Here is a 26,940-nt window from a genome sequence, read left to right on the forward strand (position 1 = left end):
ATCGGCCCGTGCCCGACGTCCCGACCCGCCGCTCCGCCCGCCACGCCGCGCAGCCGCCGCTCCCTGCCGAGCAGGTGCACGGTCACTCCCACGGCGGACCGGTGCCGCCGGCCCCGACGCGCACCCGCCTGGTCCTGGCGTTGCTGGTGCTGCCTGCCCTGGTCGCCACGGCGTTCGGCCTGTGGACCCTGTGGCCGTCCGAGGCCGACGTGCCCGAGCGGATCCCCGTCGTCGTCGAGGGCAGCGAGCTCGTGGTCGTGACGGTCGTCGGGCCGCTCGAGGAGTCGAGCGACGAGTCCTGGCCCACGATGGAGGACGCGACCGCCGGGGACGTCGCGATCCGGCTGCCCGACGGCGGCACGTCCGGCATGCAGGCGGACCCCCGGTTCGAGCTGTCGCCCGGCGAGCGCGTGACGGCGCTGTACATCGGGGACTTCGCGGACACCGTGACGCCGTACGTGTTCATGGACCACCAGCGCGACGTCCCTTTCGGTGTCCTGGCGGCGGTCTACGCGCTCGTGGTGCTCCTCGTGGCGCGGTGGCGCGGGCTCGCGGCGATCGCAGGCCTGGCGGTGGCGTTCGCCGTGTTCGTCGGCTTCACGTTCCCGGCGCTGCTGGCGGGCGAGAGCGCGATGGGTGTGGCCCTCGTGACGTCGTCGGCGGTGATGCTCGCCGTCCTCTACTTGGCGCACGGTCTGACGGCGCGGACCACCGTGGCGCTGCTCGGCACCCTGGCCGGGCTGGCGCTCACGGCGGGCATCGGCACCTGGGCGACGGGCGCCGCGCACATCACCGGAGCGTCGGACGAGCTGGCGCAGAACCTGTCGATCATCGCCCCGTCCGTGGACCTGCGGGGCATCGCCCTGTGCGGCCTCGTCCTCGCGGGCATGGGTGTCCTGAACGACGTGACGATCACCCAGGCGTCCGCGGTGTGGGAGCTGCGCTCGCTCGCGCCGACGGCCCCGCGGCGGGTGCTGTTCGCGCGGGCGATGCGGATCGGGCGCGACCACATCGCCTCGACCGTGTACACGATCGCGTTCGCCTACGTGGGGGCGGCGCTGCCGTTGCTCCTCACGGTCTGGATGCTGGACCAGACGCCGCTGATGACGATCACCTCGGGGGAGATCGCCGAGGAGGTGGTCCGCACGCTCGTCGGGTCGATCGGCCTGGTGCTGGCGATCCCGATCACCACGGCGATCGCGGCCGTGACGGTGCCGGCCCCGGACCGGGTCGCGGGCGGGGCGACCGAGCCGGCCCTCGACGCGCGCCCCGGGCCGGGCTCGTCCACGATGGGGACGAACCCGCCCCTGGAGGATGCCGTGCAGGACCGGCCGTGAGCAGCGCAGACCCGCAGGACGACCCGTCCCCGCACGGGCCGCGCAGCTTCTTCGCCCGCCGCCGGCAGCCGCCGGACGAGACCGATCCCCTCATCGACCCGCACTCGCGCTGGATCGACCGGTTCGGGCTGCTGCTCGCCCTGGTGGCGCTGACGGTCGCGCTGCTGTCGCTGGTCGACATCCGCGCGGGGGCGCTCGCCGGGCGCGCCCAGGTGGCCGGTCTGGTGACCACCCTCACGGTCGGGGCGACGCTCGCGCTCGCGCTGCGGGCAGCGGGCCTGCGGGCGCGGTGGCGTCGTCGGGCGGACGTGGTGCTGGGGCTGCTGGTCGTGCTGTCCCTCGTGGTGGTGCTCGTCCTGGAGACCCCCGACTCGGTGACCTCGGCACCGCCGCTGCTCCTCGTCATCGCGGCGTTCGCACCCGTGGTGGTGGCGCGGCGGCTGGTGCGGCACCGCGTGGTCACGCTGCCGACGCTGCTCGGAGCCGTCTCCGCCTACCTGCTGATCGCGCTGGCCTACTACTACGCCTTCCTCACGGTGGACAGCCTCTCGGGGGAGCACTTCTTCGGCGCCGAGGAGTCGACGACGTCGTTCATGTACTTCAGCCTGACGACGATCACGACGTTGGGTTACGGGGACCTGGCCGCCGTGTCGCCGCTGGGGCGCCTGCTCGCGACGAGCGAGGCGATCATCGGCCAGGTGTATCTGGTGGTCTTCGTGGCGCTCATCGTCAGCATGGCTGCCGGTCGCTGGCAGCGCGCCCTCGACTGAGAGCCCATTCTTGATAATGATTCTCACGCGTGGTTGACTCATGGCGTCTTGCTGCGAATGGTTCTCGTTCGCATCTTGTTGTCCTGCCTCTGAGACGGAAAGCCACCCCCCATGAACACCCGTTCCCGCGCCGCCACGGCGCTCGCCCTGACCCTGCCGATCGCGCTCGTCGCGGCCTGCGGCACCGAGACCGAGGCGCCGGTCGCCGGAGCCGAGCCGGCCGGCACCACCGCCGAGGAGACCAGCACCGCGGCACCCACCGAGGTCCAGGGGCGCAGCCCGCGCCTCGCCGTCACCTACGACGGCGGCATCAAGGTGCTCGACGCCCAGAGCCTCGAGGAGGTCGCCGACCTCGAGCTCGACGGCTTCAACCGGCTCAACCCGGCCGGAGACGGCAGGCACGTCCTCGTCTCGACCACCGGCGGGTTCCAGGTGCTCGACACCGGCACCTGGGGCGAGGGGCACGGCGACCACTTCCACCACTTCACCTCCACGCCGGAGCTCAGCGACGTCACCTACGCCGCCGAGAAGCCCGGCCACGCCGTGGTGCACGACGGCGTCACGGCGCTCTTCGACGACGGCACCGGTCTGGTGCAGCTCGTCGACTCCGCCGAGATCGCCACCCAGGACGGGGTCGAGGAGGTCCAGCTCCCGGACGCGCACCACGGCGTGGCCGTCCCGCTGAGCGACGGGTCGCTGCTGGTCACCGCGGGCACCGAGGAGGAGCGCAGCAGCATCCGCGTGCTCGACGCCGACGGCGAGGAGATCGCCGCGAGCGACGAGTGCCCCGGCGTCCACGGCGAGGCCGTCGCCGCGGAGGAGGCCGTCGTCGTCGGCTGCGAGGACGGCGCGCTGCTCTACGCCGACGGAGAGATCACCGAGGTGACCACGCCGGACGACTACTCCCGCATCGGCAACCAGGCCGGCACCGAGGCGTCGCCGAACGTGCTCGGCGACTACAAGACCGACCCGGACGCCGAGCTCGAGCGGCCCACCACGGTCAGCCTGATCGACTCCCGCGACGCGAGCCTGGAGCTCGTGGAGCTCCCGGCGTCGTACACGTTCCGCTCGCTGGCCCGCGGCGACGACGGCGAGGCGCTCGTGCTCACCACCGACGGCGACCTGCAGGTCATCGACCCGGAGACGGCCGAGATCACCTCCACGATCCCGGTGCTCGACGAGTGGGAGGAGCCGATGGACTGGCAGGAGCCCCGGCCGGCCGTGTTCACCCTGGACGGCTCCGTCTACGTGACCGACCCGGCGAACGACTCGATCCACGCGGTCGACGTCGTGGACGGCGAGGTCTGGGCCTCGGGCGAGCTGGGCGCCACGCCGAACGAGATCACCGGCGTCCTCGGCGAACCGGCCTCCGACCACGAGGGCGACGACCACGACCACTGACGCGCGGCGGTGCACCGGCCGCGGTCACGTGAGGTGGTCGAAGTCCCCGCGCACCCACGCCGCGTGCCGCCGTGCCGAGTGCAGCACGACGGCGCGCGCGTCGGCGGGGATCACGCCGTCGAAGTTGTTGTACATCCGGTCGAAGGGTCGCCGGGCCACATGCCCGGCGACCCGCAGCGCCACCGCCCCGGAGAGCGGGACGTGGTTCGGGTAGCTGCGCATGAAGCTCGCCGAGGTGCGGTCGGCGTTGGCGAAGATCGTGTCGCCCGACAGCAGCACCCCGCGGCCCTCCGCCCCGGCGTCCCAGTGCACGACGGCGGAGCCCGGGAAGTGCCCGCCCGGCTGGCTGAGCGTCACCCCGGGCAGCACCTCCCGCTCGCCCGACCACGTCTCGATCGCGGCGTCCGGGCGGGCGACCCATCCCGCGTCCGCCGCGGAGACCAGCACCGGCACCGGTCCGCCGTCCCCGGCGAGCCGCCGGCTCCACTCGACCTGGACACCGAACATGTGGGGATGGCTCGCCACGACCGCGACGACCCCCGCGGGGCCGGCCAGGTCGCGCACGGCCGCGACGCCGTCGTCGTCCACGAACCCCAGCGGGTCCCACAGCAGCGACCCTGCCGGGGTGCGCAGCAGCTTGGACTGCTGTCCGATACCCACCCCCGGGGCGGTCTGCAGCGCGAACAGGTCCGGCTCCAGCTCGTCGACCACGATCGCCTGGCCCTCGGCGGCGAGCTCGTCGAGCGTGGCCCAGGCCTGGCCCGACGCCGGGACCCACTGGCGCTCGTCCGCGCAGATCGCGCAGACCTCCGGCCGTGACGCGTGCTCGACGGCGCAGGTGCGGCAGATCCAGAAGGACGTCATGGCCACAGGCTGGCACGGCGTCGGGAGCGCCACCCGTCGGCCCGCCGTCTCCGTCGTGCGACGGATCCCGCCGCGGCACCGACTGCCTACGCTGAGGGGATGCCGCGTCCCCGCCCGACCGCCGTGATCGCCGAGTGGTTCGGCGTCGACGACGACTTCGAACGTGTCCCCGCCGATCCTCGCGCCGCCTACCGGCGTGACGTGTGGCTCGGGCTGACCCTGACCGTCCTCGCGGTGGCGGGCATGGAGCTGTCCCGCTCGGCGGGCTACTTCTACGACGATACCCGGCCGGCCTGGCTGCTCTACGTGCTGGCGGGGGCGGGTGCGCTCCCGCTCGTGGCCCGGCGCCGGTACCCGCTGCTGGTGCTCGCGCTCGTCTACTCGCACTTCCTGCTGGTCGGGCTGACCGTGCCGGCCGTCCCGATGACCCAGGTGCTGCAGGTCGTGTACTTCATGACGCTGTACACGGCGGTGGCCTGGGCGCGGGACCGCCGGGCGATGATCATCGTGGTCGCGGCCAGCCTGGCCGCCATGTTCGGCTGGCTGTTCTGGCAGACGGCCATCAGCTCGGCCCTGCAGCACTACGCGGAGAACGAAGGCCTGCTCGACGACCCGCCCGGGGCCATCGCGGCGCTCGACGCCATGATCGCCCAGACCTGGTTGACGAACGTCGCCTATTTCTTCGGCGCCATCGCGCTCGGGCAGGTCACGTGGCACGCCGCCCGGCGCCGGGCGCAGCTCACGGCGCAGGCGGCCACTATCGAGCGGCAGGCCACCGAGCTCGGTCGCCGCGCCGTCGTCACCGAGCGGCTGCGCATCGCGCGCGAGCTGCACGACGTCGTCGCGCACCACGTCTCCGTCATCGGGATCCAGGCGGCGGCCGCGCGGCGGCTCCTCGCCAAGGGCGGGGACGCCGCCCCGGACGCGCAGGGACCGCTCGCCACGATCGAGACGGCCTCGCGCGACGCCGTGGAGCAGATGCGTGGCCTGGTCGGCACGCTCCGGGACATCGGGGCCGACGACGGCGGCACGGCGGACGGCGGGGACCGCTCGCCCGAGCCCGGGGTCGCCGACATCGAGCGGCTGGCCGGTGCGGACGGCGGCCTGGACGTGACGTACACGCTCGTCGCCGAACCGACCGGTGTGGAGGCGGCGGTGCCCGGGCCGGTGGGCCTCAGCCTGTTCCGGACCGCGCAGGAGGCGCTGGCCAACGTCCGCAAGCACTCCACGGCCCGCGCGGCGAGCGTCACCGTGCGGGTCGACCGGCGGCCGGTCGACGACGACGCCAGGTTCCGCGGCGGGTATGCCGAGGTCGAGGTGATCGACGAGGGCCGTGCCCGGCCGGGCTCCTCCGGGTCCGGGCTGGGGCTGGTAGGCATCCGTGAGCGGGTCGCCACGCACCACGGGGTGGCGGAGATCGGCCCGCGCGTGACCGGTGGGTACCGTGTGCGCGTGCGGCTGCCCCTGCCCGTGGAGGGCTCATGACGACGATCCTGCTGGTCGACGACCAGGCGCTGGTCCGGTCCGGGTTCCGCCTCATCCTGTCGGTGGAGGACGACCTCGAGGTGGTCGGGGAGGCGGCCGACGGCGCCCAGGCCGTCGAGGTGGCCCGGGAGCTGCGGCCCGACGTGGTCCTGATGGACGTGCAGATGCCCGTCATGGACGGCATCGAGGCCACCCGCGAGATCGTGCGGAGCGAGCTGTCGCGGGTGCTGGTCCTGACCACGTTCGACGACGACGCCTACGTGTTCGACGCCCTGAGCGCCGGGGCGTCCGGGTTCCTCCTGAAGAACTCCGACGCCGAGCACCTCGTGGAGGCGGTGCGCACCGTCGCCGAGGGGCAGGCGCTCCTGTCGCCGCAGGTCACCCGGAGGGTGGTGGACCGGATGGTCGCGATGGGCTCGGCGGCGTCCGGGGACTCCCCGGCGGGCGGGGCCGGTGTGTCGAGCCGGGCCGGTGTGCCGCCGTCGGCCCGGGGGTCGGAGCTCCTGACCCCCCGCGAGCGCGAGGTCCTGGTTCACGTGGGCCGGGGGCTGTCGAACGCGGAGATCGCGGCGGAGCTGTTCCTCGGCGAGGCCACGGTCAAGACGCACGTGTCCAGCGTGCTGTCCAAGCTGCACCTGCGGGACCGGGTCCAGGCGGTGATCTACGTCCACCGCCACGGCCTGGCGTAGCGGACGTTCCGCCGTCGGCCGCTGATGTCGGTCCACGATGCCGGTCCACGATGCTGGTCCGTCGTGAGGGGGAGGCGGCAGATTCCCTCCCGCGACGGATCCGCGCGCGCCCGGCTCGCCGTAGCGTCGGTGCCATGACCATGCTCGAGGTCCACGACCTGACCAGAACCTTCGGAGACCGCCGCGCCGTCGACGGCGTCTCCTTCCAGGCGCCCGGAGGCATGCTCACCGGGTTCGTCGGCTCCAACGGCGCCGGCAAGACCACCACCATGCGCATGATGATGGGCGTCCTGTCGATCACGTCCGGGGAGGTGCGGTTCGGCGGCGCACCGGTGACCCGCGCGGACCGTCGCTCGTTCGGGTACATGCCCGAGGAGCGCGGCCTCTACCCGAAGCAGCCCGCCATCGACCAGCTCGTCTACCTGGCACGGCTGCGCGGCATCCCTGCCGCCACCGCCCGGACCGAGGCGATGGAGCACCTCGACCGGCTCGGTCTCGCCGAGCGGGCCAAGGACCACGTCGAGAAGCTCAGCCTGGGCAACCAGCAGCGCGTGCAGATCACCGCGGCGCTCATGGGCCGGCCGCGGGCGCTCATCCTCGACGAGCCGTTCTCCGGCCTGGACCCGGCGGCCGTCGACGGCATGGTCGACCTGCTGCGCGAGCACACCGCTCGCGGGGTCCCCGTGCTGTTCAGCTCGCACCAGCTCGACCTGGTCGAGCGCCTCTGCGAGCGCCTCGTCATCCTGCGCGCGGGCAACGTCGTCGCCGACGGCACGCCCACCGAGCTCCAGCAGGCGGGCACGGTGCGGCACCGCCTGGTGCTCGACTCCGACGCCGGCTGGGTACGCGGCGTCCCGGGCGTGCACGCCGTCGACGTCGACGGCCCGACGGCGCTGGTCGAGCTCGCCGACGACGCCACCACGCAGCGCCTGCTCGCCACCGCCATGGAGCGCGGGCAGGTCCACGAGCTCAGCCCCGTCCGGCCTTCCCTGGCCCAGATCTACCGTGAGGTGACGGCATGACCACCCTGACGCAGAGCCCTTCGAACGCGCCGGTCCAGGACCCGCCGGACGACGGCACCCGGGGCGCCTGGCTGCTCGTGGCCCAGCGCGAGATCGTCACCCGGGTGATGAACAAGGCGTTCGTCATCGGGCTGCTGGTGTCGCTCGTGGTGATCGGTCTGCTCGCTGCCTTCTTCACGTGGCAGTCGTCCCGGGTCGACACCTACACCGTGGCGGTGGCGGGCACCGACGCCACGGCGGTCGGGTCGGTGACCGGGGCTGCCGAGCTCGCCGAGGCGGAGAACGGCAGCACCGAGCTCGAGCTCCTCGAGGTTGCGGACGACGACGCCGCGCGCGCCGCCCTGTCCACCGGCGACGCGGACGTGTGGCTGCACCCGGGCGACGGCGGCTGGGTGCTGGCCGGCGAGGGCCAGCCGGACGGTACCGTCTCCCGGCTGGTGGGCACCGCCGTCGAGCAGCAGGTCCTGGCGGCGAACGCGGAGGCCGCCGGGACCTCCATGGACGCGTTGTCGGAGGGGGCCGCGCTCACCACGGAGGCGCTGGACCCGCAGGCGATGGGCGAGGACACGGTGTTCTTCGCGACCTTCGCCCTGTCGTTCCTGTTCTTCGCGGGCGCGATCGGCTCGGGAATGATGATCGCGAGCTCGGTGGTGGAGGAGAAGCAGTCGCGACTGGTGGAGATCATCGCGACGGCCGTGCCGCTGCGCCAGCTCCTGGCGGGCAAGATCCTGGGCAGCTCGGTGATCGCCGTGGGGCAGAACCTGCTGTTCGCGGCCGTGGGTCTTGTCGCCGTGGCCGCGAGCCCGATCTCGATCGCGCTGCCCGCGCTGTCGACGTCGCTGATCTGGTTCGTCGTGTTCTTCACGGTCGGCTTCCTGGCGCTGGCTGCGCTGTACGCGGTGGCGGGGGCGCTGGCCAGCCGGTCCGAGGACCTGCAGTACACCTCCACGCCGATGACGATGCTGGTGATGGGTGTCTACTTCCTGACGTTCTCGGCCTCGGGCACGTTCCAGACGGTGCTGTCGTACATCCCGGTCGCGAACGTGGTGGCGATGCCGGCGCGCGTGCTCTCGGGCGAGACGACGTGGTGGGAGCCGGTGGTCTCGTTGCTGATCCTCGGGGCGTTCGCGGTGCTGGCGCTGCTGGTCTCGGAGCGGGCGTTCCGTGGTGCGCTCATGCAGACCGGCGGCCGGGTCTCGTGGAAGCAGGCGCTGCGCGCCGAGGCGTGATCGTCGGCATCCATGACCGGTTCCTGGTTGGTACGTTGCACCCGTGGCCCGACGACGTGACCCCGGCATGGTCTCCTTCGACGTCTCGTCCGACGTCGAGGCCGAGGGGGACGACGGCGGCACGCCCGTCGCGGCGGACGCCCGCGCCGGGTGGTGGTCCCGCGCCGGCGACCGGTGGCGCCGCGCGGACCGTCGGCAGCGTCGGCTGCTCGCGGGTGCGGCCGGCGGGGTGGTGCTCGTCCTGATCGGCGGCACGGCCGTCGCGGCGGTCGTGGTCTCGCACACCCACGACGAGCGGCTGCGGTCGGCGCCCGGCGGCGTGCTCTCGCTGACGGGGGAGGTCGGCGAGGTCTGGCGTGCGGAGGGCAACGGTGTCCTCGCGGTGCTCCCGGGCGGCGGGGTCGTCCTGGACGAGGACGAGGACGTGGTCGCGCGGGACGCCGGGTCCGGGCAGGAGCGCTGGCGCGCGAACCTCGGTGCGGATCCGGTCTGCGGTCCGCGGCCGCGGCTGGAGAGCGGTGTCGAGTGGAGCATGCCGAGCGACCTGGTGACGTGCCTGCACGGTCCGGCCGAGGAGCGCACCGTGACCGTCCTCGACGCGGCGGGTGACGTGGTCGGGCACCGGGAGCTCCCGGCCGCGGAGTACGGCGGCGAGGACCGTGACGTCGCGCCCGCGGCCGACGGCGGTCTCCTGGTGGCGAACCACGACACGGACATGCCGGACGATCGCCGGTACGCCACCCAGGAGGACGCCCGAGCAGCGCTCCGCGACGTCGAGCCGGGGAGGGCGTCGGTGCGGGTGGAGGACGCGGTGACGGGAGACCTCCGGTTCGAGGTGCCGACCACCGCCCATGCCGGCCGCCTGCTGGACGAGTGCGCGTTCGTCTGGGACGAGTCGGAGGCGGTCGGACTCGACACGTTCGACCGGTCGGCGCCGTACCGGCTGGAGGTCTCGCCGGAACGTCGGCTGCACTCGTCACCCGCCGTCGTCGGCTACCGCTGGTGCGACGTCGGCGGCGCCACCACGCCCGACGGCAGGTCGTTCGCCGAGCACGCCGGCGGCGGCGCCCAGCGCGGAGGCGGGGAGGTCGTCCCGTACCCGGGCGGGGGCCACGTCGTGCCCACCGCCAGCGGGCCTGACGGCTCGGTGCTGCTGGCCGCCGACGGGACCGTGCGCCTCGAGTCCTCGCGGTCGACGATCAGCGTCCCGCACGCGGCGGTGGACGCTCGCGGACCCGTCGTCGTCGCGACGGCGGGCTACCAGGCGATCGCGGGGCTGGACCTCCACGGCGAAGAGCTGTGGCGCCACGACCTGATGGACCCGCACGTCCTGGCGCAGGTCGGCGAGGCGCTGGTGGTCGCCGGGCAGTCGGACGTCGTGGCGCTCGACGTGGCCGACGGCAGCGAGCTGTGGCGCGTCGCCCTGTACGACCCGCAGGAGCTGTACGGCTGGCCCACCTCGGCCGTGACCGACGGCGAGCGGGTGATGGTCGCGCTGATCGGCTACGAGGATGACGTCGAGGTGGGCGAGCTGCTCACCATGGATCTCGCCACCGGCGCGGCGGACCGCGAACGCCTCGACGCCGGCCGCGTCCCGTACCTCTCGGCCGTCGACGGCCACGTGGTGCTGCAGGAGGTGGGGCGCGCGGACGCGATGGGTGTCTACCGGTCTGACGTCACCTCGGTGAGCATCCTCGCTCCGCGCTAACGTCGGGGAGTGGGGCGACGGCGTCGAGCCCCTGAGAGGGCCTACACGTTCGACCTCGTGCCCGACGACGGCACGGAGGCCGCGGAATCTCCTGCGGCCGGCACGGCCTCGGGCGAGCCACCCGACCCTGTCTGCGCCGTCGGCCCCGAACCCGGGTCGCCGTCCGCCGGTCCGGGCGTCCTGTCCCGCGCCGGTCGGCGGTGGCGCGGACTGTCCCGCCGCACCCGGTTCGGTGCCGTCATGGTGGCGGCCATGCTGGTGGTCGCGGTCGTGGTGGTCGACGGCGTCCTCGACCGGGGACGCTCGGACGAGCTGCGAGCCGCGGCGGGCGGCCTCGTCGACCTCGGGGCACCGCCGACCGAGGCGTGGCGCGTCGAGGACGGTGAGGTCGGCGTGCGGACCCCGGGCGGCCTGGTCGCCGTGGCGGGCGGGGTCGCGGGCGTCCACCGGTACGACGAGCTGCTCGGCATCGACCTGCTGACGGGGCAGCGGCGCTGGACCGTCGACCTCGTGGACCGTGCCGCCGTGTGCGGACCCGGCCTGGCGTTCTGGGCAGAGACGGTCGAGCTGACCTCGACGGCCCAGGTCGTGTGCGTGGGGGAGGCCGTCTCGGGTGAGGCCATGGTGACCACCGTCGACCCGGACGGGACGGTGCTGGGGCGGCGGGCCGTCACCGAGGAGCACGACGTCGTGGTGCCCGGGCCGCAGGGCACGGTGCTCACCGCGACCTGGGTGGGCGAGGCCCGCGACGTGGACGTCCAGCTCCGCGGCGACCCGATGACGAACCTGACCGTCGTGGGGGAGATCGACGACGGGTACGACCTCGAGGTGCGCGCGACGGACGCCGTCACGGGCGCGGAGCGGTGGGCGGAGGTTGTGCCCTTCGGCGAGGTGACCGACTCCACCCGGTGCGTGCGCTGGACCACCGGGGGCCGCAACGCCCAGCTCGACCGCCGTGGCGACGTCGAGCACATGGTCAGCGGACGCCTCGTCGGGTTCTCCGGCTGCGGCGTGCTGGCGTACTTCACGCCGGACGGACGGCGCCTCGACCTGACGGGCCTGGAGGACGCCGGGGGCGAGGTGGTCCGCAGGGTGCGGCCGCTGGTCGACGGCGGCTATGCCGTCTCCGCCGGGCCGTGGGGTCAGTCGTCGTGGGAGTTCCAGGTGCTGGACTCCGACGGCGCGCACCGCTTCGACGTCGAGGGCCGGCTGCTGGACCCGCGTGCCACGGACGGGCGCTCGGACCAGCGCTGGCTGGTCGCGGGCCGGGACGAGGTCCGCGCCGTCGGACCCGACGGCGGGACGGTCTGGTCGGTGCAGCTGTCCGCCACGAGCTACCTCGCGCGGGCCGGGCGTACCGCGGTCGTGCTGGACGAGCGCGACCGGGTGGCCGGGCTGGACCTCGCGACCGGCGAGGTCCTGTGGGTGCGCGACGACCTGCTCCAGGAGTACGCGGCACTCACCGACGGGCGCGACGGCCAGGTGCGGTCGGTGTTCACCGACGGGACGGTGGTGGCCCTCGTCGTCCCGACCTACACCGACACGGAGGTGGTGTCGCGGTGGCGGGCGATCGACGCCGCCACGGGGGAGGACCTGTGGTCCACCGACCTGCCCGAGGAGGGGTGGGGCGTCGACGTCGCCGTGGACGGCTTTCTGCTGCGCTGGTGGCCCGCGGGGCTGGCGGGATTCACGACGTCGTAGCGTGCCCGTGCTCCGCCGGCGGAGAAGCATGGTTGGCTCGGCTCTGTGACCGGCTACGACGCACAGTTCCTCGGGCCCGGCGGGACCGTCCGCGTGCCGCTGCCCACCGCTGACCGGCCGCTGCGGCGGCTCGATCATCCCCACTTCAGCGTGCTGCTCGACCCGGAGCGCCGGCTCGCCGCCGCCACCGCGTGCGCCGTGGACGGGGCGCGGCTCCAGCGGCTGCCGAGGTCCGGGTCCTGGCGGCTCGATCCCCAGGCGCCGCCCGCGGAGCAGTCCGGCAACGAGCTGTACCACCACAACCCGTTGGACCGCGGGCACCTCGTGCGTCGGCTCGACCCGATGTGGGGCACCGTCGACGAGGCGCGGGCTGCCGGCGAGGCCACGTTCGTCTACACCAACGCCGCGCCGCAGGTCGGCGGGTTCAACCAGTCGAAGCAGCTGTGGAACGGGCTCGAGGACCACGTGCTCGAGTACGCCGACGCCCACGACCACCGCATCGTGGTGCTCACCGGGTGCGTGTTCCTCGACTCCGACCCCGTGTACCGCGGCGTCGCGGTACCGCGGCAGTTCTGGAAGGTCGTCGCGTGGGCCACGGTGCCCGACGGCGGCACCTCGCCCGCGCTGCGGGCCGCGGCGTTCGTGCTCGACCAGACGCCGCTGCTGACCGACGCGGAGCTGAGCACCGCGACGGGACGGGCGCTCGCCGTCGGCCAGGTGCCGCCGCTCGGCCCGTTCCGCACGTTCCAGGTGCCGGTCGCGGACGTCGGTTCGCTGACCCGCCTGGACCTCGGGCCGGTGGTGGACGCCGACGTCCGCGGCCCGGCGCCCGAGCGGCGGGTCGAGCCGAGGACGACCTCACGCCGTCCGCCGTCGGGCTGGACGGAGCTGCACCACCCGGCCGAGGTGCTGCCACCCCCCACCCCGCGCCGAACGTCGTGATCCGGACCGCTTTGACTGGGCAAAACGGTCCGGATCACGACGTTCGGCAGCACGCGGGGTGGCGAGTCAGGCGGTCTTGATCTCGCCGCGCTGGACCCGCAGGATCCCGACCAGGAGAGGCAGCCCGACCCAGATCGCGGCGGTGACCGCGAGCTGCGCCCACTGCTCGCCGCCCATCGGGTCGCCCATGATCAGCGGCATGGAGGAGGTCTGCAGGTCGATCCACGGCCAGACGTTCTCCCACGACTGGACCAGCGCCGTGAGGGCGCCCACGATCGTCGGCACCACGAGGTAGACGACGATCGCGCCCGGCGTGCTCTGCAGCGCCAGACCGAACGCGACGCCCTGCACCATCCAGATCGCGAGCATGAGGACCATGCCGGCCGTCATCGCCCCCAGGCCCCAGTCGGCGTCAGCGTCCCGGAAGGTGATCACCGCGAGGTGCGCCAGCGCGGCGATCACGACGGCGACCAGGAAGAACGCCAGCCCGGAGCCGACGGCGGTCACCAGCTTGGCCCAGACGACCCGCAGCCGGCGCGGCTCCAGGGTGAAGGTCGTCAGCCCGGTGCGCTGGGACCACTCGGCGGTGGTGGCGAGGATGGCGACGATCGGCAGGAGCATCGCCAGGGGCGTCGAGGTGTTGGTGACGAACGCCTCGAACGACACGTTCCCCTCGCCCACCAGCGCGGAGACGGCCAGGACCCCGGCCGTGATCACGGCGATGGTGACGAACAGCCACCGGACGGCCCGGGTGTCGAGCTGCTTGCGCCACTCGTACGCGGCCAGGCGGGTGAAGGGGACCGGCTTGAGGTCGGTCTTCCGGGCCCGGGTGGGGGCCATGGTCTGCTGGACGGCGGTCATGCGGACACCGCCTCTCGGGCGTCGTCGGCGGTGAGCTCGAGGAACAGCTCCTCGAGCCCGCGGGAGGACGTGTCGCGCAGCTCGATGACGAGCACACCGGCCGAGACGGCCGTGCGAGCCACCTGCTCGGCGTCGGCGGAGGTGGTGAAGCCACCACCGGCCTGGCGCTCCGCGTCGATGCCGGCGTCGCGGAACGCGGTCGCCAGCGCGGCGTCGTCGGTGGAGCGCACGAAGGTCCCGGCGGCGCGCAGCAGCTCGTCCTTGGTGCCCTCGGCGACGACGCGCCCACGCCCGATGACGACGAGCCGGTCGGCGACGTGCTCGATCTCGGACAGCAGGTGGGAGGACAGCAGCACGGTGCCGCCGCCGGCCGCGAAGTCGCGCAGCAGGTCACGCATCCAGCGGATGCCGGCCGGGTCGAGGCCGTTGGCCGGCTCGTCGAGGATGAGCACGTCGGGCTCGCCGAGCAGGGCGCCGGCGATGCCGAGGCGCTGGCGCATGCCGAGGGAGTAGGTACGCACGCGGCGGCCGGCCTCCGCGGAGGTGAGGCCGACGACGTCGAGCACCTCGTCGACGCGGTGCCGTCCCACGCCGGTGAGGAGCGCGGACAGGGCGAGCGTCTCGCGGCCGGTGCGGCCGGCGTGCTGGGCTGCGGCGTCGAGCAGCACCCCGACCCGGCGGCCCGGGTTGGCGAGCGCCGCGTACGGCTTGCCGAGGATGCGGGCGGTGCCGCTGGTCGGCGGCGTCAGCCCGGTCATCATGCGCATGGCGGTGGACTTCCCGGCGCCGTTCGGGCCGAGGAATCCGGTCACGAGGCCCGGCTCGGCGGTGAACGACACGTCGCTCACGGCCGGGACCGGCCCGTATCTCTTGGTCAGGTGCTCCACGGTGATCATGGGTCCAGACTTCCGTGGACGCCTGCCTGCCCGCATCGCCCGCAGGGAGGGTTCGTCTCCGCCGTCGGGCTCGTCCGGGTCATCCCTTCGGCGGATGTCGGGGCCGCCACGCAGCGTCCGACGGCGGATGCCGGGCCGGGGTCTTCGCTCTACGCTCGCTGGGTGCCCACCTCGCTGGAGGACCCGTACCGTCCTGGTCCCGAAGTCCTCGGTGCCGAGCCGCGCCCGCGGGACCCGGCGCGAACGCGGGAGCGGTGGCAGCGGGTGTGGGGCGAGACGTGGCGGCTGGCGGTGGCGCTGCTGATCAGCACGACCATCTTCGGCGGCATGCTCGTCGAGATGGACGCGGCGCAGGTCGGGCCCACGGAGTCGCGGCTCGTCCTGGACGTGCTGGTCGGGCTCGTCTGCTTCGGCCTGGTGCTGCTGCGGCGGCGGTGGCCCACCACGGTCGCGCTGCTGCTCTGCGCGGCGAGCGCGGTGTCGGTGGTGGCGGTCGGGCCGGTGACCCTGGCGGTGGTGTCGTTGGCGACGCACCGGCGGTGGTGGCGCATCGTCGCGATCGGCGCGGTGTACATCGCCGGCGGCTGGACGTACGAGTCGATCTATCCCACGGACAGCAGCATGGGATGGACGTTCGCGCTGGCCGGTGGCGTGGTCCTCTACTCGTTGATGGTGTGGATCGGGGCGTACATCGGCCTGCGGCGCGAGTACCTCGCCGGCCTGCACGAGCGGATCGCGACGGCGGAGCGCGAGCAGGCGAGCCGGGTCGCCCAGGCGCGGTCCAACGAGCGTGCCCGGATCGCCCGTGAGATGCACGACGTGCTGGCGCACCGCATGTCGCTGGTGGCCATGCACGCCGGGGCGCTCGCGTACCGGATCGACCTGCCGCGGGAGCAGGTCGCCGAGACGGCCGCGCTGGTGCGGGACAGTGCCCACGAGGCGCTCGGTGAGCTCCGCGAGGTCCTCGGGGTCCTGCGCGGGCTGGACGGTCCGGCGTCCGACGCGGACGGTGGTCCGGCGGCCGGTGCGCCGGAGCGTCCCCAGCCCACGCTCGCCGACCTGCCGGCGCTGACGCGGACCACCACGGATGCCGGGACGCCCGTGCGGCTCGTCGATCGCACGACGGACCCGGAACGGCTGCCGACGGCCACGTCGCGCACCGCGTACCGCATCGTCCAGGAGGGCCTGACGAACGTGCGCAAGCACGCTCCGGGGCTGCCGGCAAGGGTGGAGCTGCTGGGCTCGACGGGTCAGGGCGTGTGGATCGCGGTGAGCAACCCGACGGCCCTCGCGGTGGACCGGGAGTTCCAGCCGGGCGCGGTGCGGCAGCCGGACACCCGAGGCACGACGGCGGTGCCGCGGTCCGGCCTGGGCCTGCTGGGTCTCACCGAGCGGGTCGAGCTGGCCGGTGGCACGCTGACCGCTCGTGCGGAGAACGGCCGATTCACGTTGCACGCCTGGCTACCGTGGGAACCATGACCGACTCGATCTCCGTCGTCGTGGTGGACGACGACGCGCTGGTGCGCGCTGGGCTGGGCCTGATCCTCGGCGGTGCCCCCGAGGTGCGGGTCGTCGGTGACGCCGGCGACGGGGACGACGGCGTGGACCTCGTCCGCCGGCTGCGTCCCGACGTCGTCCTCATGGACATCCGGATGCCACGTGTGGACGGGATCGAGGCGACCCGGCAGATCGTCGCGCAGGGTGATGGTGCGTCGCGGGTCATCGTGCTGACCACGTTCGACACGGACGACATGGTGCTGCGTGCCCTGCGGGCCGGGGCCGCGGGCTTCCTGCTGAAGGACACCCCGCCCGACCGGCTGGTCGCGGCGGTGCGCGCGGCAGCGGACGGCGAGCCGACCCTGTCGCCGTCGGTCATGACCCAGCTGATCTCGCAGTTCTCGACCGCGCCGGAGGACGGCTCGGGCGATGCCCGGCTGATGGCCCGACGCCGCCTCGCGACCTTGACCGACCGGGAGCGGGAGGTCGCTGCGGTATTGGCCGAGGGGCTGTCGAACGCCGAGATCGGGGCACGGCTGTACATGAGCGTGCCGACGGTCAAGACGCACGTGTCGCGGATCCTGGACAAGCTGGGTGCGGCCAACCGGGTGCAGGCGGCGATCGCGGTGCACGACGCCGGGCTCTCCGCGCCCTAGGCCGTGTCCGGTGACTCGCGGAGCCAGAGCACGATGGCGGCGATGGTGAGTTCGGAGCGGTAGTAGGCGGCGCGTTTGGTGTAGCGGGTGGCCAGGGCGCCGAACTGCTTGAGCCTGTTGAAGCAGCGTTCGACGACGTGGCGGCCCTTGTAGATCTCGGCGTCGAACGCGGGTGAGCGCCCGCCCCTGCTGCCGCGACGAAGCCGGTGGCCGGCGTGGTCCTTCGTCTCCGGACTGGTGAACGCGATGGCCCGGGCGCGCATCGCCCGGCGGGTCGAAGGACTCGAGTATGCCTTGTCAGCCAGCACCCGGCCGGGACGGCTGCGAGGTCGGCCAGGACCGTCACGGCGTACGTTGACCTGGTCGAGCAGGGGCAGCAACTGCGGGTTGTCCCCGGTCTGGCCGGGCGTGACCCGCCCGACAGAGGGCAAGGAGAAGGGGAATTCTGTGGAGATCGAAGAAAAGTCGAACCGGCGCAATATGTGGATGGTCGCGGCCTTCGGGGCGATCCTCGTCGTGGCGATGGTCGTGAACTACGTCTTGGGCTACGCGGCTGATGAGGCCGCCGACGGCCTGCCAGAGTGGCAGTCGTTCGCCGGATGGGCCTTCCTGCTCTTCGGAGCGGTCGGATTCGTCGCCGCACTGATCGCCGCGTTTCTCAAGGCGCGCTCGCGCTGGATTCCGTGGGTGCTCGGTGCCATGGCCGTCGTAGCAGTGCTGGCGTGGTCGACCGCTGTCGTCGTCGCCTCGGGATGACGCGGGCCGTCGGCGGGAACGTGGTCCTCGCCGAGCGGCGCCTGAGGCACCCCCGCCGGACGCACCTGCCGCTCTGGCTCTGGGCGGTCGCCGGCACGGCCTTCGTCATGTACACCAACGACTACATCATCGCGGGTGTGCTGCCCGAGATGTCCGACGACGTGGGTGTCACAGCGGGCCAGGGTGGGCAGCTGGTCACGGTCTTCTCCTTGATGCTGGCTGTGAGTGCACGTGCTTCTCGTTCGGGGTCGCCGAGACGCGGCCGATGACGGGGAGTCGTTCGAGCTGCCGGGCGGGATGGCCGACCGGGGGGAGCCCCGCCAGCAGGCCGCCGCGCGCGAGCTCGGCGAGGAGAGCGGCTTCGAGGTGGCCCGTATCGCTCCGCTGGGTTCGTTCTTCGCGGTCCCGGCGATCAGCGCGGCTCGCTGCCACGTCTTCGAAGCCTCCCTCGACCGCGCGGAAGCCCAGCGGCTGGATGACGGTGAGACGTGGACTCCCGTGATCGTGACACCGGACGATCTTCGGCGCTACGTCGACGAGGGCCTCATCCGCGATGCCACGTCGCTCGCAGCCATCTGCCGGTACCTCGTCCGTCGGCCTGTGTGAGTTCTCGCGCGGAGATCATCCCGACACCCGCCCGCGCAGCCAGGCGATGTCGGTGCCGACGTCGCCCTTGGTCTCGCAGATCACCGGCACGCCGGCCTCGCGGACCACGCCCACGAGCAGCTCCGGCGGGATGTTGCCCGCGCCGAAGTTGGTGTGCCGGTCCGCGCCGGAGCCGGCCTGGTCGCGGGAGTCGTTGGCGTGGACCAGGTCGATGCGCCCCGTGATCGCGCGGACGTCGGCGACGGCGGTGGCCAGGTCGATCCCGCCCGCCCAGGCGTGGCACGTGTCGAGCGTGAACCCGACGTGCTCGGCGCCACCGGCCTGCTGGACGGCAGCCCAGAGCTGCTCGATCCGTTCGAGACGCCGCGCCATCGAGTGGTCGCGTGGCGCTGGGGGGCCCGCAAGGTCTCCAAGGCCATCGCCTGGGCTCGGAGGAACTGGCGCACGGTGAAGCGCTGGCTGGACGCGGGACTGAGCTTCGCGACGATCATGGAACTGATCCTGCGAGCACTCGGCCTCGCCTGACGCGATCGCCGAGCAGGGCCGGCGCCGGCCTGCAACAGTTGGTGTTCCTGGGCCGGATGGTACGGCCGGGCCTCCGGCCCAGGAACGCCGCCGAATGATGGGAGCGTGGATGGTCCCCGACCAGATCGTGGCCGGGCGGGCGGTCTCGAGCATGCGTCGTCTCTCTCCTCGTGCGGGAGGCTATCTTCGTGCCCGCGCGGTGATCGACGCCACGCTGGTCTTCCTCGTCGCACTGGGAGTGGTGGTGGTGAGCGTCGACGGTCCGTGGCGCGATCGGCTGATCTTCGTGGCGGTCGCCATGTTTGTCGCAGGGCTACCTCTCGAGATTCTGGTCGTGAATCGCTGGAAGATCCGCTACACGAGGTACTCCGTGGACGGAGAGATGGTTGAGGTCCATCGAGGTCGCCTCTTCCAGAAGCGCCTGTATGTCCCCTCACGACAAGTGCTCAATGTCGAGTCCACGCAAGGTCCTCTTCTTCGGCGGCAGGGGGACGTCTACGTCAAGTTCACGTGCCTCTCCGAGGTGGAGAAGCTCGGGCCTGTGTCGCAGGAGGAGTTCCACCGAATCAGGTCGCTGCTCGTCGCGGCGAACGATCGTGCACGGGGGCAGGTGTGAGCGACCTCCATGCCGTTCAGCGAATTCCTGCACGCCATATCGTCGCTACCTATGCTGAGGACCTCCCTGGCTTGGCCGGTCTCGTACTGATCGCGTTCGCAGCTCGATTCGCCCAGCTTCCGTTTGACTCTCGGTGGGTCGTCGTCGCGGTCGGCCTCGGTCTGGTGCTGCGTCTGCTGCTCCCGGTGTATTCCTGGTACACGTGCCGTCTTCTCGTGGATGAGCACGGCATCACGGTCGTGACAGGGCTGGTGCGACACCGGTCGCGAAGCATGTCGTGGGACAGCATCGGCACGGTCGAGCTGGGCTCCTCGTGGGCGCAGCGCTTCTTCGGGCTGACGGAGGTGACGCTGCTCCAGGGGGCGGCCGACGCCACGACGCTGGTCATCCCGGCGGTGGATGTCTCGGTACGGGACTCGATCGAGCGGCGATCGAGGACGGCGGGCAGGCTGCCGGACCCTCGTGCCCGCCCCGGTCCTCACGGCCACCGGGACGAGGACCCGGGCTCCCAGATGGTGTACAGCGCTTCGGTGTGGGACCTCGCCGTCGCCGGGCTGATGTACGGGCGCTTCGTCGGCCTGGGGTTCGGCGCGGTGGTCGGCGGCGTAGGAACCGTTCTCGAGCTGGGCCAGGCCGACCGCCTGCTGGCCTTGTCCGGGGGCAGCGTGCTCGGACTGCTGGTGCTGGCCGCGGTGCTCGTCCCGGTGGTGGGCCTCCTGCTCACCGTGCTGCGGTACTCGAGCTTCACCGTGCTCCGGACCGACGGGGGGCATCTGGTGCTGTCCTACGGGCTCCTCTCGACGAAGCGGCGGGTCGTCGGGCCGGACGGGATCGTGGGGCTGACCCTGTCTCGCAATCTCCTGGAGACTGCCGCCGATCGAGTGCGCCTGACCCTCGTGTCGGTCGACAGCTCTTCGGGACTGGGAACCAACCTCGTCCTGCCGTCCCTGCCCCGCCGGATCGTGGCCGAGATCGCGGACACGGTCCTGGGCGGGGAGCGGCTTCGCTCGCCGCTGTACGTGGCAGGTTGGCGTCGGGCGCTGGTCGTGAAGCTGTCGGCGGCGTCGATGCTCCTCGCGACGGCCGTCCTCGCTGCGACGACCATGGGTGGTCTGAGCCTGAACACGGCTCAGGCGGTCGGCGGTGGCATCCTCGTGGCGGTCCTGCTCGGCATCCTCGTCGAGAGGGCGGCGGCGCGGCTGACTCTCGACAGGACGGGCAGCGCGATGGTGCTCGAGGTGCGTGTGGTCTCCGAGTTCCAGCGGCGCATCGACCTGGCCGCCGTGCAGGGCGTGTCGGAGTACGGATTCATCGGCCGTTCGATCTGCGCACGGGTCGATTACTACGGTGGTGGACGGCGTGCGCTGACAGCCCTGCGCTACGACAGGAGAGCCCTTGACGACCTGCCGGCCGCACTCCTCGCTGCCGGGCGACGTTCACGGAGATCCAGCACCGTCGATGAGCTGTCATGGAGCTCTGGCGCCGTGCCTGACAACACAAGGAGAGGGTCATGAAGACACGTCCGTCGAACGACGCCATCGGGATGGTCGTCCTCGCCGTGGTGGTGGTGGTGGTCATGGTGGTGCTGCGGACGCTGACCGACGTCGGATGGCTCGGCGGTGTGCTCGCCTCCGCAGCCTGCGGCCTCGTGGCGGTCGCGGTGGTGCTGGGAGCGCTGAACCGGCGGAACCGATGAGCCGGTAGTCCGTCAGAGCCGGTCGCGGAGCCAGGCGATGTCCGCGCCCATGTCGCCCTTCGTCTCGCAGACCACGGGCGCACCGGCCTCGGCGACGACGCCGACGAGGAGCTCGGCCGGGATCTTCCCCGTGCCGAAGTTGGTGTGCCGGTCGGCGCCCGACCCGGCCTCGTCCCGCGAGTCGTTGGCGTGCACCAGGTCGATCCGGCCGGTGATCGCGCGGACGTCGGCGACGACGGAGGCCAGGTCGAGCCCGCCGGCCCAGGCATGGCACGTGTCGAGGGTGAACCCGACGTTGTCGGCGCCGTCGGCCTGCTGCACCGCTGCCCAGAGCTGTTCGATCCGCTCGAGCCGTCGCGCCATGGAGTGGTCGCCGCCCGCGGTGTTCTCGATGAGGACGGGGACGTCGCTCTCGAGCGCGTCGATCGCCTTGCGCCAGTTGTCGAATCCCTTGGCCGGGTCGTCGGTGGCGGTGACGTGCCCGCCGTGCACGACGACTCCCTTCGCGCCGACCTCCCCGGCGCCCGTCATGATCTGCTGCAGCAGCTTGCGGCTCGGGATCCGGATGCGGTTGTTCGTGGAGGCCACGTTGATGACGTACGGGGCGTGCACGTACACGTCCAGACCCGCCGCCGCCGTCGCCGCGCGGAACGCCTCGGCACCACCCGGGTGCTCCAGCGGCGGCACCTTCCACGCCTGGGGGTCGGAGAGGAACACCTGGACGACGTCGGCCTCCATCCGGCCGGCCTCCGCCACCGCGTCGGCGAGGCTCACGTGGGCACCGATCTGCACGCTCATGGGCACCAGGGTACGAGGAGGGTCCGACGGCGCCTGCCCAGCCAGGTGTGGCAGCCCGGGTCGCGGTGCTGCTACGTTTCTGGAGGTCGACGACGAAGAACCTGGGAGAGCCTCTGATGCTGCGAGCCCTGCTGGCGCTGACGCTCGCCGGTGCGGCGACCGTCGAACAGCTGTCCGCGCCCGGCATCGACGTCTTCCTCCCCGCCACCTACGACCTCGTCTGGACGGCCGTCCTCCTGCTGGCGCTGGCCGGGATCGCGGCGGTGGTCGCCCGGGGCGTGGTCGTGGCGCGTCGCCGTTCCGCGGCTCCGGTCGTCGGGCAGGCCGTCGAGGCCCGCCTGGAGCACCTGGACCGGCTGCACGCGTCCGGACGGATCTCCGACGCCGAGCGTGCGGAAGCCCGGGCACGGCTGCTCGGCACGCTCTGAGCCGCTCGTCGTAGGCTGGAAGGCATGCCCAGCACACCACCTCTCGCCTACGTCATCGCCGGGTCCGAGGCCACCGGTGGCGCCGGGATCCAGGCGGACCTCAAGACGTTCCAGCAGCTCGGTGCCTACGGCGTCGGCACCCTGACGTGCATCGTCTCGTTCGACCCGCAGCACGACTGGAGCCACCGGTTCGTCCCGGTCGAGCCGGAGGTGATCGCCGACCAGTTCGAGGCGGCCACGGCCACGCACGACCTCGACGTCGTGAAGATCGGCATGCTCGGCACGCCCGCCACGATCGACGTCGTCGCACGCTCGCTGGCGTCCCGGCCGTGGCGGCACGTCGTGCTCGACCCGGTGCTCATCTGCAAGGGCCAGGAGCCGGGCGCCGCCCTGGACACCGACACCGCGCTGCGTGCGCAGGTGCTGCCGCTCGCCACGGTGGTCACCCCGAACCTGTTCGAGGCGAAGATCCTCGCCGGCATGGACGCCGTCGAGTCGGTCGACGACCTGATCGAGGCGGCGCGCCGCATCCACGAACAGCTCGACACGTCCACCGGGCCGCGGTACGTCGCGGCGAAGGGCGGTGTGGAGCTCCCCGGGCCGGACGCCGTCGACGTCCTCTACGACGGTGAGCACGTCACGGTCCTGCGCACGCCGAAGGTGGGCGAGGAGCGCGTCTCGGGCGCCGGCTGCACGTTCGCGGCGGCCATCACGGCCGAGCTCGCGAAGGGTGCCGACGTCGCGACGGCGGTCCGCACCGCCAAGGACGTCGTGACCCAGGGGATCCGCGCGCGGGTGGCCGCGCACACGCCGTTCGACACGGTGTGGCAGGGGGCCTACGCGCGGCAGCGGGCCTGAGGAGGCAGCGCGGCCGCACGGTCCGCACGGCGGACGCAAACTATGTCTCAAGCGGTGATCCCCTTAGTCTCTAGGGCGTGAGCGACAACTACGGACAGCAGAGCCCGAGCACCGGCGCGATTGAGCGCGTCGTCGCCCGGCACGAGATGCCCGACCCGTTGCGCGACGACATCCGCCTGCTGGGCGGACTGCTCGGCACCGTGCTGCGCGAGGCCGGCGGACAGGACCTGCTCGACGACGTCGAGCGCCTGCGCGAGCTGACCATCCGCGCCTACGGCGTGGACGACGGCGGAGCGAGCCTCGAGGAGGCCGCCGAGGTCGTCGCGGGGTTCAGCCTCGAGCGTGCCGAGCAGGTGGCCCGCGCCTTCACGTGCTACTTCCACCTGGCGAACCTCGCCGAGGAGTACCACCGCGTGCGGGTGCTGCACCACCGCGAGTCGGAGTCGGGCGCCGCGATCGAGGAGTCGCTCCCCGCGGCGTTCACGCAGCTCACCGAGGAGGTCGGCCGTGAGGAGGCCGTCCGGCGCCTGGGTGAGCTGGAGTTCCGCCCGGTCCTGACGGCCCACCCGACCGAGGCCCGCCGTCGGGCGGTCTCCGGTGCGGTGCGGCGCGTCTCGACGCTGCTCGCCGAGCGCGACACGATGCGTCCGGGCGGCACCTCCCGTACGGAGAACGAGCGGCGCATGCTCGCCGAGATCGACACGATGTGGCGCACCTCCCCGATCCGGGCGTCGAAGCCGACCGTGCTCGACGAGGTCAAGACCGCCATGGGCGTCTTCGACGCGACGATGTTCAGCACGTTCCCCGAGGTGTACCGCCGCCTGGACGACTGGCTGCTGAACGGCGAGGCGGGGGCGCGCGCCCCGATCGCCAAGCCGTTCGTCTACCTGGGGTCGTGGATCGGCGGCGACCGGGACGGCAACCCGAACGTCACCGCGGAGGTCACGCGGCAGGCGGCCACGCTCGCCGCCGAGCACGCTCTGACCGCCCTCGAGCAGGCCGCCCGCACCACGGGCCGCAAGCTGACCCTCGAGGAGGCGACCACCCCGGCGTCGGCCGAGCTCAAGGCCCTGTGGCAGCGGTTCCGTCAGCTCTCGGACGAGCTGACGACGGCCGCCGCCGCGGACTCGCCGAACGAGCCGCACCGCGCGGCGGTCCTCGCGATCGCCGGCCGCATCGCCGCGACCCGCACGCGGGACGCCGACCTCGCCTACCGCCGTCCGGAGGAGCTGGAGGCGGACCTGCGCGTCGTGCAGTCCTCCCTGGTCGAGGCGGGGGCGCAGCGGGCAGCGTTCGGCGACCTGCAGAAGCTCGTGTGGCAGGTGCAGACGTTCGGCTTCCACCTGGCCGAGATCGAGGTGCGCCAGCACTCGCAGGTGCACGCCGCCGCGCTCGACGAGATCGCCGAGAAGGGGATCCACGGCGAGCTGAGCGACCGCACGCGCGAGGTGCTCGACACCTTCCGCGCCCTCGGCGCCGTGCAGAAGCGCTTCGGCGAGCGGGCCGCCCGCCGCTACATCGTCTCGTTCACGCAGGCCCCGGAGCACATGGCGGCCGTGTACCACCTCGCCGAGCTGGCGTTCGACGGCTCGGACGACGCGCCGATCATCGACGCGATCCCGCTGTTCGAGACGTTCGCGGACCTCGAGAACTCGGTCGACATCCTCGAGGCGATGCTCAAGATGCCGCAGGTGCAGCGGCGCCTGGCGGCGAACGGGCGCCGCGTCGAGGTCATGCTCGGCTACTCCGACTCGTCGAAGGACGTCGGGCCCGTCGCGGCGACGCTCGCGCTGCACTCCGCGCAGTCGCGCATCGCCGAGTGGGCGCAGCGCCACGACCTCACGCTGACCCAGTTCCACGGCCGTGGCGGCGCGCTGGGACGCGGCGGCGGCCCGGCGAACCGCGCGGTCCTCGCCCAGCCCCCGCACTCGGTGGACGGCCGGTTCAAGCTCACCGAGCAGGGCGAGGTCATCCTGGCCCGGTACGGCGACCCGACCATCGCGGCGCGGCACATCGAGCAGGTGGCCGCGGCCACGCTGCTCGCCTCGGCGCCGTCGACGGAGAAGCGCAACGCCAGCACGGCCGAACGTTTCTCGGGTCTGGCGACCGCGCTCGACGGGTCCTCGCGCGCGCGCTTCCACGAGCTGGTCCAGTCGGAGGGCTTCCCGCAGTGGTTCGCGGAGGTCACGCCCCTGGAGGAGGTCGGCCTGCTGCCGATCGGCTCCCGCCCGGCCAAGCGTGGCCTCTCGGTGAACTCCCTGGACGACCTGCGCGCCATCCCGTGGGTCTTCTCCTGGTCGCAGGCGCGGATCAACCTGGCCGGCTGGTACGGCCTGGGCACGGCGCTGCGCGAGTTCGGCGACCTGGACGAGCTCCGGGCGGCGTACACCGAGTGGCCGCTGTTCGGCACGCTGCTCGACAACATCGAGATGTCGCTCGCCAAGACGGACGAGCGCATCGCCGCGAAGTACCTGGCTCTCGGTGACCGCGACGACCTCGCCGAGATGGTCCTCGAGGAGCTGCGCCTCACGCGCGAGTGGGTCCTGAAGATCACCGGCAACGAGTGGCCGCTGGCCAGCCGCCGGGTGCTCGGCCGGGCGGTGCAGCTGCGCTCGCCGTACGTGGACGCGTTGTCCCTGCTGCAGGTGCGCGCGCTGCGTGCGCTGCGTACCCAGGGCGCCAGCGAGGGCCTGACGGTCGACGACGGCGACTGGGTCGACGGCGGCTACAAGGACCGCTGGCGCCACCTGCTGCTGCTCACCGTGAACGGCGTGAGCGCCGGCCTGCAGAACACCGGCTGATGACACCGGGGGCGGTCGCGCTCGAGCTGGCGGTGCAGGACGTCGCCGGTGTGGACGTCGCGGCGTCCGTGGGCGCCCGGCGGGTCGAGCTGTGCACCGCCCTCGGAGCGACCGGTGGTGTCACTCCGGGCCCCGGCCTGCTGGCCGCCGCCGTCGAGCGCGCCGCGGCCCCGCCGTCGGGCAGCGTCGTCGAGGTGCACGTCCTGGTGCGGCCGCGGCCGGGCGGTTTCGTCCTGACGGACGGCGAGCTGGACGTGCAGGTGCGCGAGGTCGAGTCGGCCCTGCGTGCGGGGGCGCGCGGCGTCGTCGTCGGCGTGCTCACCCGCTCCGGCGAGGTCGACCTGCCCGCCGTGGCGGAGCTCGTGGCTGCCGCCGACGGCGCCGAGGTGACGTTCCACCGCGCGTTCGACCAGCTCGCGGACCCGGTCGCCGGCCTGGACGCGCTCGCGGCGGTCGGCGTCGCGCGCGTGCTCACCTCGGGTGGGGCCGCACGCTGCGCAGACGGTGTCGAGCAGCTGCGCGCCTGTGTCACGCACGCCCGCGGTCGGCTCGGCGGCGGCGTCCAGATCATGGCCGGCGGCGGGGTCCGTGTCGAGGACGTCCCCGCGCTGCGAGACGTCGGTGTCGACGCTGTCCACCTGTCCGCCAAGCGCACGGTGGCCGACGACGGCGGGCCCGGCGGCGGGGGCGGCTCCGGCTACGAGGTGACCGACCCGCACGTGGCGGCCGCAGCGGCCGCCGCCCTCCGCACCCCCTGAGTGTTGTGGGCGCGATTTCTGGCCTGATATGCCCCTTTAG

Annotated in this window: 27 protein-coding genes and 1 pseudogene; 22 read left to right on the forward strand and 6 right to left on the reverse strand. The window is 72.9% G+C overall.

What is annotated here, in order from left to right; all coding sequences use genetic code 11:
* Window positions 1-8 precede the first annotated feature (8 nt).
* The 3 genes from ACWAT2_RS13600 to aztD all read left to right on the forward strand — a co-directional run bounded on the left by ACWAT2_RS13600 (window position 9) and on the right by aztD (window position 3,508).
* Entirely contained in the window at window positions 9-1,337 is a 1,329-nt protein-coding gene (locus ACWAT2_RS13600) for a YibE/F family protein (RefSeq protein WP_402376595.1), read from the forward strand.
* Complete coding sequence (locus ACWAT2_RS13605; RefSeq protein WP_402376592.1) at window positions 1,334-2,107, forward strand: potassium channel family protein; 774 nt, start codon at window positions 1,334-1,336, stop codon at window positions 2,105-2,107. The genes ACWAT2_RS13600 and ACWAT2_RS13605 overlap by 4 nt, the downstream gene beginning before the upstream one ends.
* 111 nt (window positions 2,108-2,218) lie before the next feature.
* The gene (gene aztD / locus ACWAT2_RS13610) at window positions 2,219-3,508 is read left to right on the forward strand and encodes a zinc metallochaperone AztD (protein WP_402376589.1); all 1,290 of its coding nucleotides are present in this window, start codon (window positions 2,219-2,221) and stop codon (window positions 3,506-3,508) included.
* A 24-nt stretch (window positions 3,509-3,532) separates the two neighbouring features.
* Here the strand turns inward: aztD and ACWAT2_RS13615 are convergent, their stop codons facing one another.
* Window positions 3,533-4,372: an MBL fold metallo-hydrolase gene (locus ACWAT2_RS13615; RefSeq protein WP_402376586.1), complete on the reverse strand. Its 840-nt coding sequence runs from the start codon at window positions 4,370-4,372 to the stop codon at window positions 3,533-3,535.
* Window positions 4,373-4,471: 99 nt separating this feature from the next.
* Between ACWAT2_RS13615 and ACWAT2_RS13620 the strand changes: the two genes are divergently transcribed.
* The 7 genes from ACWAT2_RS13620 to ACWAT2_RS13650 all read left to right on the forward strand — a co-directional run bounded on the left by ACWAT2_RS13620 (window position 4,472) and on the right by ACWAT2_RS13650 (window position 13,148).
* Entirely contained in the window at window positions 4,472-5,857 is a 1,386-nt protein-coding gene (locus ACWAT2_RS13620) for a sensor histidine kinase (RefSeq protein WP_402376583.1), read from the forward strand.
* Window positions 5,854-6,546 carry a response regulator gene (locus ACWAT2_RS13625; RefSeq protein ID WP_402376580.1) on the forward strand — a complete coding sequence of 231 codons (693 nt, stop codon included), beginning with the start codon at window positions 5,854-5,856 and terminating at the stop codon, window positions 6,544-6,546. Before ACWAT2_RS13620 ends, ACWAT2_RS13625 begins: the two co-directional genes overlap by 4 nt.
* Window positions 6,547-6,686: 140 nt before the next feature.
* Entirely contained in the window at window positions 6,687-7,568 is an 882-nt protein-coding gene (locus ACWAT2_RS13630; protein WP_402376770.1) for an ABC transporter ATP-binding protein, read from the forward strand.
* Window positions 7,565-8,797, forward strand: a complete 1,233-nt coding sequence (locus ACWAT2_RS13635; RefSeq protein ID WP_402376578.1) for an ABC transporter permease — start codon at window positions 7,565-7,567, stop codon at window positions 8,795-8,797. The genes ACWAT2_RS13630 and ACWAT2_RS13635 overlap by 4 nt, the downstream gene beginning before the upstream one ends.
* A 43-nt stretch (window positions 8,798-8,840) precedes the next feature.
* Window positions 8,841-10,505, forward strand: coding sequence for an outer membrane protein assembly factor BamB family protein (locus ACWAT2_RS13640; protein WP_402376575.1), 1,665 nt, complete (start codon window positions 8,841-8,843; stop codon window positions 10,503-10,505).
* Between the two features lie 57 nt (window positions 10,506-10,562).
* Complete coding sequence (locus tag ACWAT2_RS13645) at window positions 10,563-12,206, forward strand: outer membrane protein assembly factor BamB family protein (protein WP_402376572.1); 1,644 nt, start codon at window positions 10,563-10,565, stop codon at window positions 12,204-12,206.
* A 45-nt stretch (window positions 12,207-12,251) separates the two neighbouring features.
* Entirely contained in the window at window positions 12,252-13,148 is an 897-nt protein-coding gene (locus tag ACWAT2_RS13650) for a DNA/RNA non-specific endonuclease (protein ID WP_402376569.1), read from the forward strand.
* Between the two features lie 66 nt (window positions 13,149-13,214).
* Here ACWAT2_RS13650 and ACWAT2_RS13655 read toward each other — a convergent pair whose 3' ends face one another.
* Window positions 13,215-14,009: an ABC transporter permease gene (locus ACWAT2_RS13655; protein ID WP_402376567.1), complete on the reverse strand. Its 795-nt coding sequence runs from the start codon at window positions 14,007-14,009 to the stop codon at window positions 13,215-13,217.
* Window positions 14,006-14,905 (reverse strand): ABC transporter ATP-binding protein, encoded by a 900-nt coding sequence (locus ACWAT2_RS13660; protein WP_402376564.1) that lies wholly within the window; start codon window positions 14,903-14,905, stop codon window positions 14,006-14,008. Before ACWAT2_RS13660 ends, ACWAT2_RS13655 begins: the two co-directional genes overlap by 4 nt.
* A 162-nt stretch (window positions 14,906-15,067) precedes the next feature.
* On the opposite strand from ACWAT2_RS13660, the gene ACWAT2_RS13665 reads away from it, so the two are divergent.
* Window positions 15,068-16,384 carry a sensor histidine kinase gene (locus ACWAT2_RS13665; RefSeq protein WP_402376561.1) on the forward strand — a complete coding sequence of 439 codons (1,317 nt, stop codon included), beginning with the start codon at window positions 15,068-15,070 and terminating at the stop codon, window positions 16,382-16,384.
* The gene (locus ACWAT2_RS13670) at window positions 16,381-17,058 is read left to right on the forward strand and encodes a response regulator (RefSeq protein WP_402376558.1); all 678 of its coding nucleotides are present in this window, start codon (window positions 16,381-16,383) and stop codon (window positions 17,056-17,058) included. The genes ACWAT2_RS13665 and ACWAT2_RS13670 overlap by 4 nt, the downstream gene beginning before the upstream one ends.
* Here the strand turns inward: ACWAT2_RS13670 and ACWAT2_RS13675 are convergent.
* The gene (locus ACWAT2_RS13675; RefSeq protein ID WP_480048916.1) at window positions 17,055-17,537 is read right to left on the reverse strand and encodes a transposase; all 483 of its coding nucleotides are present in this window, start codon (window positions 17,535-17,537) and stop codon (window positions 17,055-17,057) included. The two genes, ACWAT2_RS13670 and ACWAT2_RS13675, sit on opposite strands and share 4 nt — an antisense overlap.
* Between ACWAT2_RS13675 and ACWAT2_RS13680 the strand changes: the two genes are divergently transcribed.
* A complete protein-coding gene (locus ACWAT2_RS13680; RefSeq protein ID WP_402376553.1) occupies window positions 17,506-17,814 on the forward strand; it encodes a hypothetical protein in 309 nt (102 codons plus the stop codon). The two genes, ACWAT2_RS13675 and ACWAT2_RS13680, sit on opposite strands and share 32 nt — an antisense overlap.
* 231 nt (window positions 17,815-18,045) lie before the next feature.
* The gene (locus ACWAT2_RS13685) at window positions 18,046-18,420 is read left to right on the forward strand and encodes an NUDIX hydrolase (protein ID WP_480048917.1); all 375 of its coding nucleotides are present in this window, start codon (window positions 18,046-18,048) and stop codon (window positions 18,418-18,420) included.
* A gap of 15 nt (window positions 18,421-18,435) precedes the next feature.
* On the opposite strand, the pseudogene ACWAT2_RS13690 reads toward ACWAT2_RS13685, so the two are convergent.
* Window positions 18,436-18,801, reverse strand: a pseudogene (locus ACWAT2_RS13690) (TIM barrel protein); the annotation flags it as partial.
* Here ACWAT2_RS13690 and ACWAT2_RS13695 point away from each other — a divergent pair.
* From ACWAT2_RS13695 to ACWAT2_RS13710, 4 genes are all read left to right on the forward strand, one after another.
* Complete coding sequence (locus ACWAT2_RS13695; protein WP_480048919.1) at window positions 18,796-18,945, forward strand: aureocin A53 family class IId bacteriocin; 150 nt, start codon at window positions 18,796-18,798, stop codon at window positions 18,943-18,945. The pseudogene ACWAT2_RS13690 and the gene ACWAT2_RS13695 sit on opposite strands and share 6 nt — an antisense overlap.
* Before the next feature lie 109 nt (window positions 18,946-19,054).
* Window positions 19,055-19,561 carry a PH domain-containing protein gene (locus ACWAT2_RS13700; protein WP_402376547.1) on the forward strand — a complete coding sequence of 169 codons (507 nt, stop codon included), beginning with the start codon at window positions 19,055-19,057 and terminating at the stop codon, window positions 19,559-19,561.
* A gap of 272 nt (window positions 19,562-19,833) precedes the next feature.
* Entirely contained in the window at window positions 19,834-21,075 is a 1,242-nt protein-coding gene (locus ACWAT2_RS13705; protein ID WP_402376544.1) for a YdbT family protein, read from the forward strand.
* On the forward strand, window positions 21,072-21,257 hold the full coding sequence (locus tag ACWAT2_RS13710; protein ID WP_402376541.1) for a hypothetical protein: 186 nt from the start codon (window positions 21,072-21,074) through the stop codon (window positions 21,255-21,257). The genes ACWAT2_RS13705 and ACWAT2_RS13710 overlap by 4 nt, the downstream gene beginning before the upstream one ends.
* 12 nt (window positions 21,258-21,269) lie before the next feature.
* On the opposite strand, the gene ACWAT2_RS13715 is transcribed toward ACWAT2_RS13710, so the two are convergent.
* Window positions 21,270-22,055 carry a deoxyribonuclease IV gene (locus ACWAT2_RS13715; protein WP_402376539.1) on the reverse strand — a complete coding sequence of 262 codons (786 nt, stop codon included), beginning with the start codon at window positions 22,053-22,055 and terminating at the stop codon, window positions 21,270-21,272.
* A gap of 116 nt (window positions 22,056-22,171) precedes the next feature.
* Between ACWAT2_RS13715 and ACWAT2_RS13720 the strand changes: the two genes are divergently transcribed.
* From ACWAT2_RS13720 to ACWAT2_RS13735, 4 genes are all read left to right on the forward strand, one after another.
* Window positions 22,172-22,483 (forward strand): hypothetical protein, encoded by a 312-nt coding sequence (locus ACWAT2_RS13720; RefSeq protein WP_402376536.1) that lies wholly within the window; start codon window positions 22,172-22,174, stop codon window positions 22,481-22,483.
* A 24-nt stretch (window positions 22,484-22,507) separates the two neighbouring features.
* Complete coding sequence (locus ACWAT2_RS13725; RefSeq protein ID WP_402376534.1) at window positions 22,508-23,341, forward strand: hydroxymethylpyrimidine/phosphomethylpyrimidine kinase; 834 nt, start codon at window positions 22,508-22,510, stop codon at window positions 23,339-23,341.
* A 146-nt stretch (window positions 23,342-23,487) separates the two neighbouring features.
* Window positions 23,488-26,142 carry a phosphoenolpyruvate carboxylase gene (locus ACWAT2_RS13730; RefSeq protein WP_402376765.1) on the forward strand — a complete coding sequence of 885 codons (2,655 nt, stop codon included), beginning with the start codon at window positions 23,488-23,490 and terminating at the stop codon, window positions 26,140-26,142.
* Window positions 26,142-26,900, forward strand: a complete 759-nt coding sequence (locus ACWAT2_RS13735; protein WP_402376531.1) for a copper homeostasis protein CutC — start codon at window positions 26,142-26,144, stop codon at window positions 26,898-26,900. Before ACWAT2_RS13730 ends, ACWAT2_RS13735 begins: the two co-directional genes overlap by 1 nt.
* Window positions 26,901-26,940: the final 40 nt, after the last annotated feature.

The sequence above is a fragment of the Isoptericola sp. GX10416 genome, assembly GCF_056590155.1.

Bases quoted from the DNA above. Each gene is read 5' to 3' on its own strand.
- aztD (WP_402376589.1), top strand. From the start codon at position 2,219: ATGAACACCCGTTCCCGCGCCGCCACGGCGCTCGCCCTGACCCTGCCG.
- ACWAT2_RS13715 (WP_402376539.1), bottom strand. From the start codon at position 22,055: ATGAGCGTGCAGATCGGTGCCCACGTGAGCCTCGCCGACGCGGTGGCG.
- ACWAT2_RS13620 (WP_402376583.1), top strand. From the start codon at position 4,472: ATGCCGCGTCCCCGCCCGACCGCCGTGATCGCCGAGTGGTTCGGCGTC.
- ACWAT2_RS13710 (WP_402376541.1), top strand. From the start codon at position 21,072: ATGAAGACACGTCCGTCGAACGACGCCATCGGGATGGTCGTCCTCGCC.
- ACWAT2_RS13655 (WP_402376567.1), bottom strand. From the start codon at position 14,009: ATGACCGCCGTCCAGCAGACCATGGCCCCCACCCGGGCCCGGAAGACC.
- ACWAT2_RS13730 (WP_402376765.1), top strand. From the start codon at position 23,488: ATGCCCGACCCGTTGCGCGACGACATCCGCCTGCTGGGCGGACTGCTC.
- ACWAT2_RS13720 (WP_402376536.1), top strand. From the start codon at position 22,172: ATGCTGCGAGCCCTGCTGGCGCTGACGCTCGCCGGTGCGGCGACCGTC.
- ACWAT2_RS13705 (WP_402376544.1), top strand. From the start codon at position 19,834: ATGTCGTGGGACAGCATCGGCACGGTCGAGCTGGGCTCCTCGTGGGCG.
- ACWAT2_RS13635 (WP_402376578.1), top strand. From the start codon at position 7,565: ATGACCACCCTGACGCAGAGCCCTTCGAACGCGCCGGTCCAGGACCCG.
- ACWAT2_RS13625 (WP_402376580.1), top strand. From the start codon at position 5,854: ATGACGACGATCCTGCTGGTCGACGACCAGGCGCTGGTCCGGTCCGGG.
- ACWAT2_RS13615 (WP_402376586.1), bottom strand. From the start codon at position 4,372: ATGACGTCCTTCTGGATCTGCCGCACCTGCGCCGTCGAGCACGCGTCA.
- ACWAT2_RS13660 (WP_402376564.1), bottom strand. From the start codon at position 14,905: ATGATCACCGTGGAGCACCTGACCAAGAGATACGGGCCGGTCCCGGCC.
- ACWAT2_RS13725 (WP_402376534.1), top strand. From the start codon at position 22,508: ATGCCCAGCACACCACCTCTCGCCTACGTCATCGCCGGGTCCGAGGCC.
- ACWAT2_RS13700 (WP_402376547.1), top strand. From the start codon at position 19,055: ATGGTCCCCGACCAGATCGTGGCCGGGCGGGCGGTCTCGAGCATGCGT.
- ACWAT2_RS13735 (WP_402376531.1), top strand. From the start codon at position 26,142: ATGACACCGGGGGCGGTCGCGCTCGAGCTGGCGGTGCAGGACGTCGCC.
- ACWAT2_RS13630 (WP_402376770.1), top strand. From the start codon at position 6,687: ATGCTCGAGGTCCACGACCTGACCAGAACCTTCGGAGACCGCCGCGCC.
- ACWAT2_RS13670 (WP_402376558.1), top strand. From the start codon at position 16,381: ATGACCGACTCGATCTCCGTCGTCGTGGTGGACGACGACGCGCTGGTG.